Consider the following 17,803-nt stretch of genomic DNA (forward strand, 5'->3'; position numbering starts at 1 on the left):
TTAACGTTGATTTGTGTAAATATTATTCATTTATGTACATGTTTTAAGTGCTCAAGGTTAATGATGTACATTTTAATAATGTTGTACATTCAATAAACAGAGTATTCCCTCGTGTGCATTTTGGCTCTTTAATGTTGGAAAATTACTGGAATTTTTTGAGTTTGCAGAATAAAGACGTTACAATACATTAAAGCTAGTGGAAATGATCAGGCCTGTACATAGCGTACTACAGATAGAGAGCCAGTGACCAAGTGGAGGGCGAGAATGGATGACGGAATGGTATGAAAAGAGTTTTGGAGAAGATTATCTTCTCGTATACAAGCACCGGGATGTGCAGGGTGCCCATCAGGAAGTACATAAAATGATTAATTGGTTGAAGCTTGAGCCCAATTCTGAAGTATTGGATCTATGCTGCGGTATGGGACGGCACTCCATGGCACTTGCTGACGCAGGATTGCGAGTGACCGGAGTTGATCTGTCCGATGTGCTTCTACGTGAAGCGCGCCTAATGGACACTGAACACCGAGTATCTTGGTGTCACGCAGACATGCGTGAACTGCCGCTGAAAGGTGGCTTTGACGCTGTAGTTAATCTGTTCACATCGTTTGGTTATTTCCTGGAGGACGGAGAACAACTGAAAGTATTACGTGCCATTCATCGTATGCTTCGCCCGGGTGGCAGCTTTATAATTGATTTTATGAATACGGCTTATGTGACTCGGCATCTGGTGCAGCACTCCGTTCGAGAGGATGAGGGGCAGCGGATTGAGGAGTATCGCAAGATTGAGGAAGGGTTTGTGCAAAAGGAAATTCGCATTACGGATACCACATCCGGACATGAACCGCGGGTATATCAGGAACGTGTGAAGTTGTACACACGTGAACAACTGAGTCAGATGTTAAGTGCCGCCGGACTCCGGGTAGATCAGGTACATGGCGGCTATGACGAAGAGAAATATGACGAGCAGACTTCTCCGCGCATGATTTTTGTTGGTCGTCGTCCTGTGGAGTGAACAGAGACAGTCTGGAAGGGGGATAACATGAAGCGCACAGAAGAGATGCCCATGACAGAGGGCATACACCGGGTCAAGATCAGCATGTCATTTCCCTTACGATGGGTGAACAGTTATGTGTTATCAGAATCGGATGGGAAGATAACCATTATAGATCCGGGACCGCGTAATTCGGAAACAGAACAGGAGTGGAGTGAAGCACTGGCAGATCTCGGCCTGACCTTTAGCGATATTCGTCAAATTGTACTGACCCACCATCACCCCGATCATCTTGGGTTGTCGGGTTGGATGCAACAGATGACGGGGGCACCCGTTCGAATGTCCACACGCTCCCGCCAAGAGGCCGACTATATGTGGGGACCTGATTCACGCATCAATACAATATTACCTGATTATTATGGTCGTCATGGTATGCCGGAAGACAAGACTGAGCAGATACATGAACATATGAAGGCATTTACTTCGCAGATCACACCACTTCCGAAGGTGACACCCATTGAAGATGGCGAGTGGCTTGATATGGGCGGGAAACGTTGGGTTGCTGTGGAGACGGGTGGACATGCCCCAGGCCATTTATCCTTTTATGCGCCGGAGTCCATGGAGATTCTGTGCGGAGATGCAGTTTTGCCACAGATTTCACCGAATATCAGTCTGCAACCCGGCAGTGACCCTCAGCCATTATTGTCTTATATGGAAGGATTGCAACGTCTTGGGGAGCTGAATGTCAAGCAGGCGTATCCGGGGCATCGGAATCCTTTTGCCCAGTTCAACGAACGGACAGTTCAATTGCTGGCTCATCACGAGGAACGTCTTCAGAAGATGACGGAGCGAATTCAGGAGTCACCGGCGAATGCTTATGACATCTGTGTGCACATGTTTGGCAATCGGCTGGGTACCCATCAACTGCGGTTTGCCATGAGTGAGACGTTAGCCCATTTGCAGGAGTTAATTCGACGCGAACTAGTGAAACAAGAGCAGCAACCGGATGGCACGTTCTATTTTCAAATCTAAACGGAATGATGATATCGATATGAAATGATAATACGATCTTATATAGAGGCTCGGGACAGGAAATTCACCTGTTCTGGGCCTTTTTAGCCTCTCTTAACGGTTCATTCATCTATTTTTAAGCCAGCGCGCCTATGATACATCTATGAACTTCGCTAGGGCATGTCTTGAGACACACCCTAAAGAAAGCAGGGAAGAGCGATGACCAGAAGAAAACGGAATCAATGGAGAAAATGGCAAGCTTCAGCGGCAGCAACGTTGACTGTGGCTGCACTTTTTCAATATGTAAGAACTTCGGATGCCTTTGATGTGGCCTATGCAGCAGCAAATGGCACAGATACAAGCGTTACTGCTTCAAGCCAAGTGGATACGCATGATGATGTGATGGATGAATGGATCAACAGTACAACGGACAGCAACAACTGGAACACGCAGGACAATGACAATAATGATAGTCAATATAATGGAACATCCGATAGCACACAAGCAGCTCGGCCAGATCAGAGCTCGAGTAACGAGGGGAATTATTCAGATTCTCAGCGTATCGGGCAAAATAACCAGGGTACAGACTCCGGATACAGCAGTGGCAACTATCAGTCACGTACAGGTGCATCATGAGCCGCACGGAGCAAGTTGCTCGTCCGCTCCGATTTCAATTCCGTGCGATGAACACGGATGTTGAAGTGCAACTGTCAGCTGGGCGGGAAGAAGCTGAACATGCAGCAACCGTGGTGAAGAATTGGTTTGAGACGCAGGAGCAGCGCTTCAGCCGATTTGTTGCAGACAGTGAACTGAATCGTTTGAATGCTTCAACCGGATGGATGCCCATCTCCGCTGCGATGGATGAAGTTTTGAGTTTGGCCTATGGATATATTGGCCTGACCGAAGGGATTTTTCAACCGGGTATCTCGCAGGCTCTTCAGGCTTCGGGATATGATCTAAGCTTCGAGAAGGTGCAACAACGACAATTGAAACGTCCATTAATTGAACGTGTATTGCGAACGAGAACACCTGAATCATCAGGCTGGATGGAAGATCGATATGACCACAGCCGTCCGAGCTGGATCCAGCGGGAAGGTAGCCGGATGGTTCATCTGGACCCCGGAGCTGAGTTGGACTTGGGAGGCATTGTTAAGGGCTGGGCAGTAGAGCGTATCGCAGACTGGTTGCAGCGAACATTGCATATTCCAGCGGGTTTGATTAACGCGGGTGGAGATATTCAAGTATGGGGTTCACCAGACCATTCCCAATGGACCTTGCAAGTAGCAGATCCTTTGCAGAATCAGGGTGCTATGTCGGGAGCGATCCGTTTACAGCGAGGAGCTGTTGCCACTTCGGGTATTTCCCGCAGACAATGGCAGAATACGGATGGAAGCTTTGCACACCACCTCATTGACCCCCGGACGATGGAGCCTGCAGATACGGACGTATTGCAGTGTACCGTTATGGGACAGCATGCTTCGCAATGCGAGATCATTGCCAAGACGGTATGCATTCTGGGGAGTGCCGAAGCCGTGGGCTGGTTAAACCGACATTACGATCGGCATGACGTCCTGTGGATGACACGGGATGGGAGTAATTATTTCAGAGGGAATACGGATACGCTTGCTGAGCATTGGTCCGGTTTTGATCCGGATCATCGCTTCAGTCTGATCTAGGACAAGTCTAACAGATATGGGGGAGCCGGTTATGGCACAATGGATTGTAGATTACCTGCCAACGTGGAATATCATTCGAATTAGTGGAATTGCTGCTTATGTGTTGCTCTTTGCCGGTGTGTTTCTGGGTATTGCGCAAGGGATGCCTATGGCCAAAGGCAAACCAAAAGCAGCCATGTTCAAATGGCATACTCGAACGACCTGGCTCGCCTTCGGACTTGGACTCGTGCACGCATTAACGTTATATATTGATCATTACAGCCCATTTACCTGGGGCGAACTTCTGATTCCTTTTACCGCCTCCGTACATCCGATCGGCAGTGGTCTGGGAACGTTAGCCTTCTACGGATTAGTGATTGTCCTGGTATCCAGTGATCTGCGGAACAAGCTGGGCCGTAAATGGTGGTTCATGTTCCACATGTTGTCCTATCCGGTGTTCATTGGTCTGCTGGTTCACGGCATGGTTACCGGAACGGATTCTGGCAATATTATCATGCGGATGATATATGTATTTACCGGACTGAGCATTCTCGGTATTACGGTGTTGCGTGGGATGTTGAGAGAACGCAAAGGCCCGGAAATCACAATTGGACCGAAACGGGCAACATCTGGTTCACCTTCCGAGCAGAATTGGGTTGAAGGTTTTGGTTTGGTGGGAACGGTACGACCTAAACATCTGAAATAATAACATATGGATGATCGAAAAGTATCTTACACATGCAAAAAAGCGGCCAACTGGCCGCTTTTTCCATAATAGTTATTTCCTCAAACAATTCTTTCACGAAGCATCCACACACAGTCCAATGTTCTACATAGCTTCAGGTATGAAACGAGTTACGGATTATACAGCGTCATCACTAACAGGTTTTTCTCCCAGTGCTTCTTCAAGCTCGGATTGTTTGCGATGGGCGATCCGACTGCTCGCTGCTGATGCAATCGCACCAACAATATCATCGAAGAACGTGTGGACAGGGCCCAGGCTCTTGTCATTCAGTCGTTCAAGCACCCCCGGTTTCAGCTTGTCCACATAACCATAATTAGTAAATCCAATGCTGCCATATACATTGACGATGGAGAATGCCAAAATCTCATCCACGCCATACAGTCCTTCATCGTTCTCAATCATCTCCTGCAAAGGAGATATGAGCTGCCCCTGTTCTGCCAGAATATCAAGCTGAATCCCGGTCAGAACAGCATTCTGTACCTCACGTTTACGGAGAACCATCTCCACATTTTCGATACATTCTTCCATCGTAAGACCTGGATAATATTTTTGTTGCAATAACATGACCAGCTCTGCGATCTCAGGGATCGTGACGCCCCGCTTATGCAGCCATTCCCTTGTTGCCTCCGCCACCTTGCGGCTATTCAGGCTGTAAGGGATTTTTTCTTGCTCAGGATGTTCCATGGGCGATTCCTCCTCTGAAGTTAGCAATGTCCCTACTCTTGCTTCCTAATACGTTATTAACCTGGTTTACGTTTCTTTAAGATAATAAAAATATAAGTTTCAGTGAAGTTGAGCAATTCGATTACTACATGGAAAATTTCAGCTAAACACGGTCTGTCTTCCGTGAAAGTGCGTTGATAGACATTTTTCTTATTATCTTTTAGTTATTTTTTGGACAAAGGCTCGTATACATGGTAGTACAAACTGTAAAAATGATGAGGGGGAACGTGATCATGAGAAAGATCCATTCTTTGCGTACGGTATCGGCAGCAGCGCTGCTGAGTATTCCTATGGTATTGTCAGGCTGCGGCATGTTTGGAGCACAGTCTTCCGAAGCTGTTGATCCACCACCGCCCATCCAGGAAGCGGCTATGATTCAAGCGGCCGAAGGGAATGGAGCACTCGCAATGCTCCCGTTAACGACGGTATATCTGCAAGACCAGCAGGGGCTGCTCGCTCCGGTATCCCTGACACTTCCTTCTGGAACAGACGCAAGCAGTCCAAAGACAGCTCTGGATACACTTGTAACAGGCGGGGCCTATGCGGGTATGCTGCCTGAAGGATTCCAGGGCGTTCTCCCGCAGGGTACGGTTGTGCAGAATGTAACGATTCACGCGGATGACAAGCTGGCGGTTGTTGAGTTCTCGGGTAATTTTGCCAAGTATGATGCAAAGGAAGAACGGAAAATGCTAGAAGCTGTCACGTGGACATTGACGGGAACGCCTGATGTGGAGAATGTGCAGATCTGGGTGGATGGCAAAAAGTTAACACAAATGCCTGTGAACAGCACGCCGTTGCCTGAACCGCTGAATCGGGCTGTGGGAATCAATCTGGATCTGGGTGATACGTTTGTGACCAACAGCAGCCCGGTAACGGTCTATTTCTCCGCTGCTTCGCCAGCAGGCATCCAATATTATGTTCCGGTTACACGTCTGGTTACACCTGGTGAAGATCGGGTGCAGGCAGCATTGAACGAACTGATCAAAGGACCTGACAAAGGTGGAGAACTGGAAGAGGTTATGACAGGCGGAACCGAGCTGCAATCGGTCAAAACGGCAGAGGATGGCACGGTCACGGTTGCCTTGAAAGATGATATGTTTGCCGAAGGGGATATCGTGCCAAGCGAGCTGTTACAATCTGTCGTATTAACCACTGCGGAGAACACAGCCAGCAAGGATGCCAAAGTACAGATCGAGTGGAACGGCCAAAAAACGGTCATGGGTGACGACAACAGGGATTACAGTGCGCCGGTTTCCAAGCCTGAATATATCAACGAAATTCCGATTTAATGAACGCAGAATGCTTAAGGATGCTTTTAACCGAACTCTTTGGTAAAATATAAGGGATTCGTAAAAATACGTGTTCAAAAAGATCGGTTTTCAGTACTGAGAAGATGGGATGAAGCTAGAAATGGAGTAGCGGAGCGTAGGCAAACTACGTGAGCAACTACAATGTTTCCGAAGGAAACAACCTTCGTAAGCTTATGCTTATTCGGCTGAATTCCATATTCGATGCTGATGATGCCTTAAGGCATTTTTCGTAATCAAAAGCGAGCTTTTTGAACAATCTCTAAAAGTGTGAATAAGTTCAACATTACAGGATGCTTAAGTCGTAGGAGGCAGAAAATATGAGATCAAACGGACGAACCAGCGAACAGCTGCGCCCGCTGAATTTAACAGTGAACACGAATAAATACGCCGAGGGCTCTGTACTGATTGAAGTTGGAGATACAAAGGTGATCTGTACAGCTACAGTAGAGGAACGTGTACCACCCTTTATGAAAGGGCAGGGTAAAGGCTGGGTAACAGCTGAATATTCCATGTTGCCACGTGCAACACATACCCGGAACCAACGTGAAGCCAATCGTGGCAAATTAACTGGACGCACCATGGAAATCCAGCGTCTGATTGGTCGGGCACTGCGCTCGGTAGTTAATCTGCAGGCTCTTGGTGAGCGTACGATTACCTTGGACTGTGATGTTATTCAAGCTGACGGAGGCACACGCACAACGTCCATTACCGGTGCGTTTGTAGCGCTGGCGCTTGCCGTGAACAAGATCTCCCAACAGCACAAACTGCAAGTGTTCCCGATTACGGATTTCATTGCCGCAGTAAGTGTGGGTGTTGTGGGTGAACAGCCTGTACTGGATCTGAACTATGATGAAGATTCCAAAGCCAAGGTAGACATGAACCTGGTGATGACAGGTGGCGGTAAATACGTCGAGCTTCAGGGAACAGGTGAGGAAGCACCATTTGATCGCCGTGAGCTGAACGCCATGTTGGAACTGGGCGAGCAGGGGATTTTGGAGATGATTGAGCGTCAAAAAGAAGTGCTTGGACCGATTGCGCTCAAGATCGGCGCGCGTGGATTAGGGGAAGCCTAAGATGAGTTTGGACAGCCCAATCCTCATTGTCGCAACCCGCAATGCGGGGAAAGTCCGTGAATTCGCTCATGCTTTCGCACCACTTGGCAAAGAGGTTAAGAGTATGTTTGACTATCCGGAGCTGCCCGATGTCGTAGAAGATGGCGTAACGTTTGCGGAGAATGCCTGGAAGAAAGCCAAAGCGGTTGGTGATGCGCTTGGTTTGCCGGTTCTGGCAGATGATTCAGGTTTATGTGTAGACCTGTTGGATGGTGAGCCGGGAGTATATTCAGCGAGATATGCAGGCGAAGGAGCAACGGATGCACAGAATAATGCGAAGTTGCTGGAGACGCTGGAATCGTTGAAATCCGGTGAGGACACCGAGCAGCCGCTACTAAGTCCGGCTCGTTTCGTTTGTGCGCTGGTCCTGTACGATCCGACAACAGGTGATAAGTATGAATCAGAAGGCACTGCGGAAGGCTGGATTACGGCTCAAGCTGCAGGTGCTGGCGGTTTTGGATATGACCCACTCTTCTATGTCCCTGAATACGAGATGACGATGGCAGAGCTGACGCTTGAGCAAAAACAGGCGATTAGTCACCGTGGTCATGCGCTGAGAGCGCTTGTATCCAGACTTGAAGGCTGAGACTAAACGAAACATTTTGATTTAACTTCATGATATGTGAACATCAAAGCGTTAATGGAAGGACAGAAGCATTCCGATGGGATGCTTCATCCGCCATTAACGCTTTTTCTATGAAATGAAGTATTGATCGGGTTTAGTGAAGGTCCATCCATATACCTAATTGAAGATAGCTATTTCTGCGACTACACATAAGAACGTATGTTCTTGTACCTACATGAGAAATGGTTTACATTGCACGATTGGGAATCTCATTGGGACTGGAGTTGGAAGAAGTTGCAAGCCTTGTGTGGTATGGGTTAACATTCAAACTAACGAATCATATATGAACCTTAAACGGAGGGATCTACTCATGCAAGAAGTGAAGCTTGTTGTATCTTACGATGATTATGAGGACGGCATTCGTATGGAAAAGTTAATTAAGGAACTGGCAGCTAAACCGGAGGCTAGCTCATTGGAAAGTCTGGTCATCGGAGATTGGGGACAGGCTTATGAAAATTCGCCTGACGAGTTCATAGGTTCGCTTGTCGAGTCTGCTCCAAGCTTTCCGTCATTGAAGAAACTGTTTATTGGAGATATGGGATTCGAAGAATGTGAAGTATCGTGGATTATCCAGACAAATCTCACACCACTGTTAGGTGCCTTTCCAGAATTAAAATCATTCTCTGTAATGGGCAGTAGCGGCCTCAGTCTGGAACCACTCCAGCATGCCAAGCTTGAAGAATTGATTATTATTTGTGGTGGTCTCCCGAAAGAAGTGTTATCTTCAATCACCCATGCCAAGTTGCCTGAATTGCGTAAACTGGAACTGTACCTGGGTGTGGATAATTATGGTTTCAATGGATCACTTGAAGATGTGCTTCCTTTGCTAGAAAAAGGATTGTTTCCAAAGCTGGTTTACTTGGGTCTGAAAGACAGTGAAATTCAGGATGAGATTGCCAAAGTAGCAGCTGAAGCACCTATTCTGGATCAACTTGAAGTACTGGATCTATCGCAAGGAACGTTGTCCGATGAAGGGGCTGAGGCGTTGCTTGCCAGTGACAAGATCAAGAAACTGAAACATCTTGATCTAAGTTACCATTACATGACCAATGAAATGATCAGTCGATGGAACCGATCGGGTATATCTGTAGACGTTAGCGACCAGCAACAGAGTGATGAGGATGACTGGCGCTATCCATCGTTAACGGAATAGTCGATGTCAGGTGTAAAGGAAATGAATGAGAGTTTGCATCAACCAATAGATGTACCTGATCTAACGCAAGATCAGCCCTTTTTATTGATCGGAAACCCTGATAACCGACGAACACAAGGGCTGCAAGAGGCTAGGCATAGATTGGGTCTGAAACCTGCGGTTGTACTGCCATATGCTCAATTGCTGCAGAATTGGAGACACGGACGAACCATCGCTGATACAGTAGATTTCAATCTGCCTGTACCCCTGATTCGGATTGATGCTCCTGGTGAGGATTGGGACGTGGAGCGTGAACTACTGTTCCTTGGAGCTATGAATGATTCGTCAACATTAACGGCTGGGATGGGTACAGAAGCATTTTCCGCAGAACAGGCACTTGCGCTGGAACAGGAGTGGGGAAGAATCTACGCTCCCGCCCAGTGGTTTCGTGGCTGGAAAGCATGCTTGGATCGAATCGGCCGTGAGTCTCGGGAGATATGGTCTGAAGTCCGATTCATGAATGATCCCGCCGATATCCAATTGATGTTTGACAAGAGAACTTGTCAGCAACATCTATCTTCACATGGAGTTGATGTACCTCCGGCGCTGCAATTTTCGCGGCCAATCCGTAATTATATGGACCTGCGTAGCTCAATGAAGTCTGCCGAGATGCATCGTGTGTTTGTGAAGCTTGCGTGCGGCTCCGGGGCTTCAGGAGTTGTTGCCTATCAAGTCAATCCTCGAACGGGTGATGAAATCGCTGTAACAACGATGGGGATGGAACAGAGACAGGGCAAGACGATTTTCTTCAATGAAGGACGTCTACGCAAGTATACCCGCAGTGAAGAGATTGCTACGCTGATGAACTGGTTATGTGCAGAAGGTGCACAGATTGAACGATGGATGCCAAAAGCCACGCTTGATCAGCGGGCCTATGATATTCGCCAACTGGTTGCAGGTGGACAGGCAGGTCACGCGATTATACGGCTGAGCCGTACCCCGATTACCAATCTGCATCTGCGCAATGAGCGTATGCTGCCTGCTGAAGCAGGCCTGGATGAACAGCGGATGGCGCTGGTACGGTTGGCAGCGCAAGCAGCCATGTCTGCATTTCCCAACTCGTGGTCAGCTGGGATTGATGTGATGCTTACTAGTGGTTCGAATCCGCGTGCCTATGTGCTGGATGTGAATCCATTTGGAGATCTGTTATACAGGGTCGAGCATCATGGCCTCGGAACCTATGAGTGGGAAATGGAACTTTTACGAAAGGAGCCTATTCAACATGCCTGATATGAACACCATTGTGGGCTCCCATGATCTGTTAATGATTACGCTGGATACGTTACGCTATGACGTAGCCAAGCTGGAAGAGGAGAATTGTCCTAATCTGTGTGGTTCGGGTCCGTGGGAGAAGCGTCATACCCCAGGCAGTTTTACATATGCGGCACACCATGCTTTTTTTGGTGGTTTTATGCCGACTCCTGCCAATACAGATAAGGCATCTCATGTAAGGCTATTTCATTCCCGGAATACCGGACTCAAAACACATCCGCACACCTGGCTGTTTGATACACCGGATATCGTATCCGGGTTCGCAGCTGAAGGTTACCGTACCATCTGTATTGGCGGCGTCATCTTTTTTACGAAAAAAAATCCGCTTGCAAAAGTATTGCCCGGTTATTTCCAACAGAGCTACTGGAGAATGAACTTTGGGGTAACCAACCCCAAATCAACAGAGCATCAGGTACAGCATGCATTAAAGTTGCTTGAACAGACAGCGCCGGATGAAAAGATATTTATGTTTTTGAACGTGTCTGCCATTCATGGACCCAATCGTTACTTTGTAGAAGGAGCGAAGGAGGATTCGGTGGAGACTCAGAGAGCTGCACTTCGATATGTAGATGAGGCTCTTGGACCATTGTTCGAGGCGGTGCGAAAACGCGCCCGGCCTGCGTATTGCCTAGCTTTTTCCGATCATGGTACAGCTTACGGTGAAGACGGGTATCAAGGACACCGGCTTGCACATGATGTCGTCTGGACGGTGCCTTACCGTGAATTTTTAGTATAGAATGTATTGATCTTATGAGGACAACAACCGGAGACAGGAGGAAACCGATGGAGAAACATATACAACATACAACAACAGGCCATTCCACACAGTCCGGATCCAATATAGCTACAAGTCTCAGTGAAGTACTGGCATTCCCTTATCGTTCTTACTTATACTCGTACCCACACAAGACAGCCTATCGGGAGCTTGACCCACCACTGCCGTTAGGGCCACTGTGGGAACGAGAAAATACCGATACGTATTTTTTATATATGCATATTCCCTTTTGTGCTGCTCGTTGCGGATTCTGTAATCTGTTCACACTGCCGGATCGACGGGATGATACGCATGAACGCTATGTAGATGCGCTGGAACGTCAGGCGAAGCAGTGGGCACCTATTACATCTCGAAGACCGTATTCGCGGTTCGCGATTGGTGGGGGAACGCCTACATTATTAAATGAGGTTCAGTTGAATCGTCTGTTTGATATTGCTGAACATGTGATGGGGCTGGACCCTGCGCAAGCATCGATTTCGGTGGAAACGTCGCCGGATACCGTTACGGAAGCCAAGCTGGCCATCATGAAGGAACGAAGTGTGGATCGTGTCAGTATGGGCATCCAGAGTTTTATTGAAGCTGAAGCATCTGCCATCTATCGTCCACAAAAACCGCAGGAAGTTGAACGAGCGCTTGAGAAGCTTACTCGGTATGATTTCCCATTGTTAAATCTGGATCTGATCTATGGTTTGCCGGGTCAAACGGTGGAATCGTGGATATATTCACTGGAAAGAGTTCTGGCCTACGAACCGGGCGAAATCTTCATCTATCCCTTGTATACACGGGAAAATACAATCGTGAAACCTGATGATATTCGACGTCAGGGACCTGACATTCGGATGGAGCTGTATAAAGCTGCACGTGAGACTTTGAAAAGTAAAGGTTATGTTCAATATTCGATGCGCAGATTTGCCAAAGAACAGTCGTCCTCCAAAGTGCTTCTGCCTTATAGTTGTCAGGAGGAGGGTATGGTTGGTCTGGGGTGTGGCGCACGCTCTTATACGAGTGAAGTACATTATGCTTCGAAGTATGGCGTGAGTTACAAGGCCACACAGAGCATCATTGCCGATTATGTAGCGACCGAGCGCTACGATGTGGCGGATTATGGCATCGTGTTAAGCCGTGAGGAACAGAGACGTCGCTTTATTCTGAAAGCCTTGCTGCATCGGGAGGGATTGACGTTGTCTGACTACCAACAGCGCTTTGGTACCGATGTGATGTCCGACTATGCCTGGTTGGCTGAACTGTTGACAGAGGGCATGGCGGAGTTGCAGAGTGATGAGGGCAAGCGGGTGTTGCGTCTGACAGAGGAAGGACTGGGTTACTCCGATGCGATTGGAGATTGGCTTATATCTGCCGAAATTCGTGAACAGATGGAAGGGTTTGTTTTCTCATGAGAGCGACTTTGTATTATCGGGGGAAGTTGTCTTCCTGTAATTACGACTGTCCATACTGCCCGTTTAGCAAAACCGTAGATTCCAAAGAGACGTTGGAAGTGGATGAACAACAATTGCGTCAATTTGTGAATTGGGTGAGGGAGCAGGAAGTTGAGGGACACCAATTTTCGATTTTCTTCAATCCCTACGGTGAAGCTTTGGTGCGTCGTTGGTACCGGGAAGCGATGGTTGAGCTGTCACATATGCCACATGTGGATAAAGTTGCAATTCAAACCAACCTGTCCGTCAAGCTGGATTGGGCGAGGGAGCTGGATGCGAGCAAAGCAGCCTTTTGGGCGACGTATCATCCTCGTGAGACAAAAGAGGCTTCTTTTGTTAAACAATGTCTGACCTTGCGTCAGATGGGACTTGCTTTTAGTGTCGGTACTGTCGGACTCCGTAGTGCTTTCCCCTCAATTGAGTCCATGAGACAGGCTTTGCCGGATGATGTGTATATGTGGGTTAATGCCTTCAAAGATCGGCCCAAGTATTACACTCCAGAGGAAATTCAGTTTTTACGTGGGCTTGATCCGCTTTTTGAAGGTAATCTGCAGGATTATGAGAGCTTGGGCAAACGATGTGCTGCCGGTTCGGAAGTGTTTTATGTACAGGGGTCCGGGCATGTGAAGAGATGTTACAAGGATCGTCGAATCATTGGACATCTATATCGCGATGGTTTGCAGGCTTTGTCTGAGGATCGGCCCTGTCGCATGAAAAAATGTGGCTGTTACATCGGTTATATCCATATGGAGGATTCCCCGTTCAGAGAAACGTTTGGCAGCGGGCTGCTTGAACGTAATCCGGTATTGATTCGTTGACCGGCATTTCATATTTAGCTATTCCACTGGGGAGCTGGAATAGGTTTATCCGTTTCTAAACCACATATCAGCGTAACTTCAAACGCATCTTTTAGTATAGGCAGGATCAGACCTTTGGTTTGGACTTGCCTTCTGGAAGGTGTTTTTTTGTTTTACCGGACTAAAGTTAGTGTTTGTGTTCTTTATTAAAAGGGCCTTGACAATTTTGAAAAATAATATTTTTAAGTTTATGATTCAAATTTTATATTTTATGGGTTAGTATGAATAGGAAAAAAGACCCTGTTATGAATAGTATTTGTACATATAATCGCGAATTATATTTTTAATTGGGTCTAAAGTCTCAATTTAATTGAAAGGAGGGTGGATGTAGGAAGTATCATGCACGTTATCTGAACTTTCGGGGGAGTACACATGAAAAAAATCTCAATTAGCCGTAAATTACTTATGGGTTTCTCATCTGTGCTGTTATTATTGGTGGCTATAACGGTTATAACATATACGCAGTTTATAGCCGTTGAGAAAACGTATACAGAATTAATTAATGATAGAACAAGCAAACTATTACTCATTAAAAATATGTCGATTGATCTTAAATCACAGCAGATTGCTTTGAGAAATTATATTCTGGAAGACAGTGCGGAGAACGAACAGGCATTTAATAAAGCTTATGAAGATTACATAGCATTAAATGAAGAATTAAAATCATCAGTTTCAAGTTCAACGATGAAAGATTACCTTTCACGATCGGATGAAGCGATGAGCCAATATTATGAACTTGCGCAGCAGATTATGACATTGACAAGACAGGGGAATAACAGTGAAATCTCAAGATTACTGAAGGATACAGCCCCAAGTCTGATTTCTGAATTTGAAGGCATTGTGGAAGGTATGGAAACGCATCAACAAGATGCCATGAACTCAGGCGTTGTGGAGGCTAATCTTCAGATTGTGCAGGTCCTTAGGTGGATTGCAATTATTGGAGTGGTTTCTCTTCTAATCGGGGCACTTGTGGCGTATGTCATTGGCAGAATGATATCCTTGCCTGTTGCTGCTATTGCCCAATCCGCGAGCCGGATTGCAGACGGAGATCTGACTGGTGAGCCTATTGTGGTCCGTAACAAGGATGAGATTGGTGATCTCGCCCAAGCCTTTAACATCATGTCTGCAAATTTGCGTACACTCATTCATCAGGTAGGAGACAGTGCAGAACGGGTAGCTGCCTCTTCAGAGGAGTTGACGGCAAGCACCGAACAGACAGCAACCGCCACAGAGCAAGTGGCCATCACAATGGGTGAGATTGCAACAGGTATGGATACACAGGTTCGAATGGCGAGTGATGGATTCCAAACGATGAATGAGTTAACGACAGGCTTTCAACAAGTTACGGAGAACACACTCCATATGTCTGAAGAAGCTACCAAAGTCTCCGTAAAAACAATATCGGGTAGCGAGTCAGTTCAGTCTGCGATAGGTCAAATGAATTCTATACAAGGGACGGTGTCGAATCTGTCGGTCGTGATCCAGGAACTGAGCAGACACTCTCAGGATATTGTGAAAATGGTGGACAGCATCTCGGAAATATCAGCACAGACGAATCTCCTATCCCTTAATGCTGCTATTGAGGCTGCACGAGCTGGCGAACAGGGAAGAGGGTTTCAGGTTGTTGCTACAGAGGTTCGGAAGCTGTCTGAGCAGTCTGCGCTTTCTGCTAATCAAATTGTTCCATTGGTGGCATCGATTGAGAAGGGAATGCGAAATGCTGCTGAATCTATGGTGGTTGTATCCGCAGAGGTTCAAGAGGGGATTACACTTGTTCACCAGGCGGGAGCCACATTTGATGAAATTCGTGAGGCGGTTGGGGGCGTAGCGGGGCAAACACAGGAAGTCTCTGCTTCAATTGAGCAAATGTCAACAGGGGTAGAACAGATTAATAGGTCTATGAAAACAATCATGGAAGTGACCGAAACGGGGGCCGCTGGAACAGAAGAAGTGAGTGCATCTTCAGAGGAGCAGTTGTCTGCGATGCAGGAGATTGCTTCCGCAGCCAATGATCTCTCCTTGATGGCAGAACAGTTGCAACAGACCGTCAGTCGTTTCAAAGTGCAATAAATCGAACTGAGTGGAATGTGGATGAAGAACGAGCGCATACGACAGAGATTCTTATAAAAAAGTAATAAAAGGGTGTCCAAACACAGTAGTTACTGTTTGGGCACCCTTAAATAATTCATCATGCTGAATCAATGCATAACTTGATCTTAACGAATAGCGACTTTATATGTCCGCAACCAGGTATTGATCTGAGTCAGATATGCAAATAACTGTGGCCCAGACATTAACTGTCCGAACCAGGGAAGATTGGAAGCTGCATCTGGTGAAGACGCAAGATTGCGGATCTGAGTTTTGTCGATCAAAGGCAAAATCGGCGAAGTGGGATCATCCAGGATATCAAGTACCTGCTGTTTGACCGCGGCCAGATATTGCGGATTATGTGTTTTCGGATACGGACTCTTTTTGCGATATAACACATCGTCAGGCAGGACACCTTCGAGTGCTTTACGCAGAATACCTTTTTCCCGTCCGCCCGTTATTTTCATTTCCCAAGGGATGTTAAACACATACTGGATCAGACGATGGTCACAGTAAGGTACCCGCACTTCCAGTCCTGCCCCCATGCTCATCCGGTCTTTGCGATCCAGAAGTGTAGGCATGAAACGTGTAATATTCAGGTAGGACATCACCCGCATTTGTGCAGCTTTACCTGTTTCCCCATCCAACAGAGGCACTTCAGCCACTGCATCCGAATAGCGGTCTGCCAAATAATCGAGTGGCCGAATCCATTCCCGAATATCCGGGGATAACAACGCTGCTCGCATATCAGGTGCTACAGACCACGGAAACGTACCGGAGTTCAGCATATCTTCGCGATGGAACCAGGGGTAACCGCCAAACACTTCATCCGCTGCTTCGCCTGAAATGGCAACGGTGGCCCCTTTTTTGATTTCTTTACAGAACAAATAGAGCGAGGAGTCTACATCTGCCATACCTGGCAGATCCCTGACTAACATGGCCTGTGTCAGTGCATGAATCAGTTCTCCGTTCTCAATCTCAATCCAGTGATGGTCGGTCTTGAGTTCATCCACCATTCGCTTAATCCAGGGTCCATCTGCACCCGGCTGAAAGGAATGCGCCTGGAAATGCTTGGCGTTATCCACATAATCGACAGAATACGTACTGATTTGGCCTTGCCCGGTTCGCTTGTAATAATCAACGGCTAATGCAGACAAGGCGCTGGAGTCCAGTCCTCCTGATAAAAGAGAGCATACTGGAACATCCGAAGCCAACTGGCGCTCCAGTGTATCTTGCAAGAGAGAGCGTACCTCTGCTGCCGTCTCTTCCAGGTTATGTTCGTGGTTCTGGCTTTCCAGTTTCCAGTAGGCATAGGTTCGGATACCGTTTCGGTTATAGATCAGCGCGTGCGCAGGCTTGAGTTCGCTTAGTGAAGAGTATACGCCGTGTCCTGGTGTCCGTGCAGGCCCTACGATAAACACTTCGGCCAATCCTTCCGGGCCAACAGCGGCTTCCACATCAGGGTGAATAAGCAGAGCTTTGGGCTCTGAACCAAATACGAGAGTGTCTTTGTTATTACTGTAGAACAGAGGTTTCACGCCAAGGCGATCTCTTGCGATAAAAACCTGTTCGCGTCCCCCATCCCATATGGCAAAAGCAAAAATACCGTTAAACCGGTCAACACATGCCGGTCCCCACTCAATATAAGAGGCGAGCAACACTTCCGTATCACATTGCGTGCGGAACTGATGCCCCCGCTGGAGCAATTCCTTTTTCAACTCGGGTGCATTGTATAGTTCTCCGTTATACACGACGGTATAGGAGGTATCTCCCTGTAACGCATGCATGGGCTGTGCGCCGTTCTCGGGGTCCATTACACTAAGACGCCGATGTCCAAAGGCACAAGGATTGGAGATCCATGTACCTGAAGCGTCGGGCCCCCGGTTCGACAAGCTATCCGTCATACGGACCAGCAGCTCTGATTCCTGGGTCAAATCCCGATTCCACTGTATGAAGCCGGTAATACCGCACATGGTTTGTTCATCCTTTCTTGGTCGAGTCATTCATCCGT

At 47.4% G+C, this 17,803-nt stretch carries 16 protein-coding genes; 14 read left to right on the forward strand and 2 right to left on the reverse strand.

From position 1 onward, the window contains the following. Positions 1-268 precede the first annotated feature (268 nt). The 5 genes from CXK86_RS19200 to CXK86_RS19220 all read left to right on the forward strand — a co-directional run bounded on the left by CXK86_RS19200 (position 269) and on the right by CXK86_RS19220 (position 4,363). Positions 269-1,012, forward strand: coding sequence for a class I SAM-dependent methyltransferase (locus CXK86_RS19200; RefSeq protein WP_076253306.1), 744 nt, complete (start codon positions 269-271; stop codon positions 1,010-1,012). Between the two features lie 27 nt (positions 1,013-1,039). Next, complete coding sequence (locus CXK86_RS19205) at positions 1,040-2,023, forward strand: MBL fold metallo-hydrolase (RefSeq protein ID WP_076253307.1); 984 nt, start codon at positions 1,040-1,042, stop codon at positions 2,021-2,023. Positions 2,024-2,221: 198 nt separating this feature from the next. Further along, complete coding sequence (locus CXK86_RS19210) at positions 2,222-2,638, forward strand: hypothetical protein (RefSeq protein ID WP_036605873.1); 417 nt, start codon at positions 2,222-2,224, stop codon at positions 2,636-2,638. After that, positions 2,635-3,678, forward strand: a complete 1,044-nt coding sequence (locus CXK86_RS19215; RefSeq protein WP_076253308.1) for an FAD:protein FMN transferase — start codon at positions 2,635-2,637, stop codon at positions 3,676-3,678. The genes CXK86_RS19210 and CXK86_RS19215 overlap by 4 nt, the downstream gene beginning before the upstream one ends. 31 nt (positions 3,679-3,709) lie before the next feature. Then, complete coding sequence (locus CXK86_RS19220; RefSeq protein ID WP_076253309.1) at positions 3,710-4,363, forward strand: ferric reductase-like transmembrane domain-containing protein; 654 nt, start codon at positions 3,710-3,712, stop codon at positions 4,361-4,363. A 156-nt stretch (positions 4,364-4,519) separates the two neighbouring features. Here the strand turns inward: CXK86_RS19220 and CXK86_RS19225 are convergent, their stop codons facing one another. Next, positions 4,520-5,086 carry a phosphatidylglycerophosphatase A family protein gene (locus CXK86_RS19225; RefSeq protein ID WP_017692570.1) on the reverse strand — a complete coding sequence of 189 codons (567 nt, stop codon included), beginning with the start codon at positions 5,084-5,086 and terminating at the stop codon, positions 4,520-4,522. A gap of 272 nt (positions 5,087-5,358) precedes the next feature. Here CXK86_RS19225 and CXK86_RS19230 point away from each other — a divergent pair, with 272 nt between their 5' ends. The 9 genes from CXK86_RS19230 (at position 5,359) to CXK86_RS19270 (ending at position 15,774) form a co-directional block, all read left to right on the forward strand. Further along, positions 5,359-6,414 carry a GerMN domain-containing protein gene (locus CXK86_RS19230; RefSeq protein ID WP_047841205.1) on the forward strand — a complete coding sequence of 352 codons (1,056 nt, stop codon included), beginning with the start codon at positions 5,359-5,361 and terminating at the stop codon, positions 6,412-6,414. 338 nt (positions 6,415-6,752) lie between these two features. Further along, positions 6,753-7,508, forward strand: a complete 756-nt coding sequence (rph, locus tag CXK86_RS19235; RefSeq protein WP_017692572.1) for a ribonuclease PH — start codon at positions 6,753-6,755, stop codon at positions 7,506-7,508. 1 nt (position 7,509) lies between these two features. After that, on the forward strand, positions 7,510-8,133 hold the full coding sequence (locus tag CXK86_RS19240) for an XTP/dITP diphosphatase (RefSeq protein WP_017692573.1): 624 nt from the start codon (positions 7,510-7,512) through the stop codon (positions 8,131-8,133). Positions 8,134-8,482: 349 nt separating this feature from the next. After that, positions 8,483-9,325, forward strand: a complete 843-nt coding sequence (locus tag CXK86_RS19245; protein ID WP_076253310.1) for an STM4015 family protein — start codon at positions 8,483-8,485, stop codon at positions 9,323-9,325. 21 nt (positions 9,326-9,346) lie between these two features. Next, on the forward strand, positions 9,347-10,594 hold the full coding sequence (locus tag CXK86_RS19250) for an STM4014 family protein (RefSeq protein WP_076253311.1): 1,248 nt from the start codon (positions 9,347-9,349) through the stop codon (positions 10,592-10,594). Next, the gene (locus CXK86_RS19255) at positions 10,587-11,372 is read left to right on the forward strand and encodes an STM4013/SEN3800 family hydrolase (RefSeq protein WP_036673514.1); all 786 of its coding nucleotides are present in this window, start codon (positions 10,587-10,589) and stop codon (positions 11,370-11,372) included. The genes CXK86_RS19250 and CXK86_RS19255 overlap by 8 nt, the downstream gene beginning before the upstream one ends. A gap of 47 nt (positions 11,373-11,419) precedes the next feature. After that, a complete protein-coding gene (locus CXK86_RS19260; RefSeq protein WP_076253312.1) occupies positions 11,420-12,808 on the forward strand; it encodes an STM4012 family radical SAM protein in 1,389 nt (462 codons plus the stop codon). After that, the gene (locus CXK86_RS19265; RefSeq protein ID WP_076253313.1) at positions 12,805-13,665 is read left to right on the forward strand and encodes an STM4011 family radical SAM protein; all 861 of its coding nucleotides are present in this window, start codon (positions 12,805-12,807) and stop codon (positions 13,663-13,665) included. Before CXK86_RS19260 ends, CXK86_RS19265 begins: the two co-directional genes overlap by 4 nt. 411 nt (positions 13,666-14,076) lie before the next feature. Further along, positions 14,077-15,774, forward strand: coding sequence for a methyl-accepting chemotaxis protein (locus CXK86_RS19270; protein WP_076253314.1), 1,698 nt, complete (start codon positions 14,077-14,079; stop codon positions 15,772-15,774). Positions 15,775-15,920: 146 nt separating this feature from the next. Here CXK86_RS19270 and asnB read toward each other — a convergent pair whose 3' ends face one another. After that, the gene (asnB, locus tag CXK86_RS19275) at positions 15,921-17,765 is read right to left on the reverse strand and encodes an asparagine synthase (glutamine-hydrolyzing) (RefSeq protein ID WP_036673522.1); all 1,845 of its coding nucleotides are present in this window, start codon (positions 17,763-17,765) and stop codon (positions 15,921-15,923) included. Positions 17,766-17,803 lie beyond the last annotated feature (38 nt).

This window comes from Paenibacillus sp. BGI2013, from assembly GCF_002843485.1.
Taxonomy (GTDB): Bacteria; Bacillota; Bacilli; order Paenibacillales; family Paenibacillaceae; genus Paenibacillus; species Paenibacillus amylolyticus.

What these genes read in the sequence shown, in the direction of transcription:
- CXK86_RS19230 (WP_047841205.1), top strand. Translation starts at nt 5,359, where the DNA reads ATGAGAAAGATCCATTCTTTGCGTACGGTATCGGCAGCAGCGCTGCTG.
- rph (WP_017692572.1), top strand. Translation starts at nt 6,753, where the DNA reads ATGAGATCAAACGGACGAACCAGCGAACAGCTGCGCCCGCTGAATTTA.
- asnB (WP_036673522.1), bottom strand. Translation starts at nt 17,765, where the DNA reads ATGTGCGGTATTACCGGCTTCATACAGTGGAATCGGGATTTGACCCAG.
- CXK86_RS19245 (WP_076253310.1), top strand. Translation starts at nt 8,483, where the DNA reads ATGCAAGAAGTGAAGCTTGTTGTATCTTACGATGATTATGAGGACGGC.
- CXK86_RS19200 (WP_076253306.1), top strand. Translation starts at nt 269, where the DNA reads ATGACGGAATGGTATGAAAAGAGTTTTGGAGAAGATTATCTTCTCGTA.
- CXK86_RS19205 (WP_076253307.1), top strand. Translation starts at nt 1,040, where the DNA reads ATGAAGCGCACAGAAGAGATGCCCATGACAGAGGGCATACACCGGGTC.
- CXK86_RS19265 (WP_076253313.1), top strand. Translation starts at nt 12,805, where the DNA reads ATGAGAGCGACTTTGTATTATCGGGGGAAGTTGTCTTCCTGTAATTAC.
- CXK86_RS19270 (WP_076253314.1), top strand. Translation starts at nt 14,077, where the DNA reads ATGAAAAAAATCTCAATTAGCCGTAAATTACTTATGGGTTTCTCATCT.
- CXK86_RS19240 (WP_017692573.1), top strand. Translation starts at nt 7,510, where the DNA reads ATGAGTTTGGACAGCCCAATCCTCATTGTCGCAACCCGCAATGCGGGG.
- CXK86_RS19255 (WP_036673514.1), top strand. Translation starts at nt 10,587, where the DNA reads ATGCCTGATATGAACACCATTGTGGGCTCCCATGATCTGTTAATGATT.
- CXK86_RS19260 (WP_076253312.1), top strand. Translation starts at nt 11,420, where the DNA reads ATGGAGAAACATATACAACATACAACAACAGGCCATTCCACACAGTCC.
- CXK86_RS19250 (WP_076253311.1), top strand. Translation starts at nt 9,347, where the DNA reads ATGAATGAGAGTTTGCATCAACCAATAGATGTACCTGATCTAACGCAA.
- CXK86_RS19225 (WP_017692570.1), bottom strand. Translation starts at nt 5,086, where the DNA reads ATGGAACATCCTGAGCAAGAAAAAATCCCTTACAGCCTGAATAGCCGC.
- CXK86_RS19210 (WP_036605873.1), top strand. Translation starts at nt 2,222, where the DNA reads ATGACCAGAAGAAAACGGAATCAATGGAGAAAATGGCAAGCTTCAGCG.
- CXK86_RS19220 (WP_076253309.1), top strand. Translation starts at nt 3,710, where the DNA reads ATGGCACAATGGATTGTAGATTACCTGCCAACGTGGAATATCATTCGA.
- CXK86_RS19215 (WP_076253308.1), top strand. Translation starts at nt 2,635, where the DNA reads ATGAGCCGCACGGAGCAAGTTGCTCGTCCGCTCCGATTTCAATTCCGT.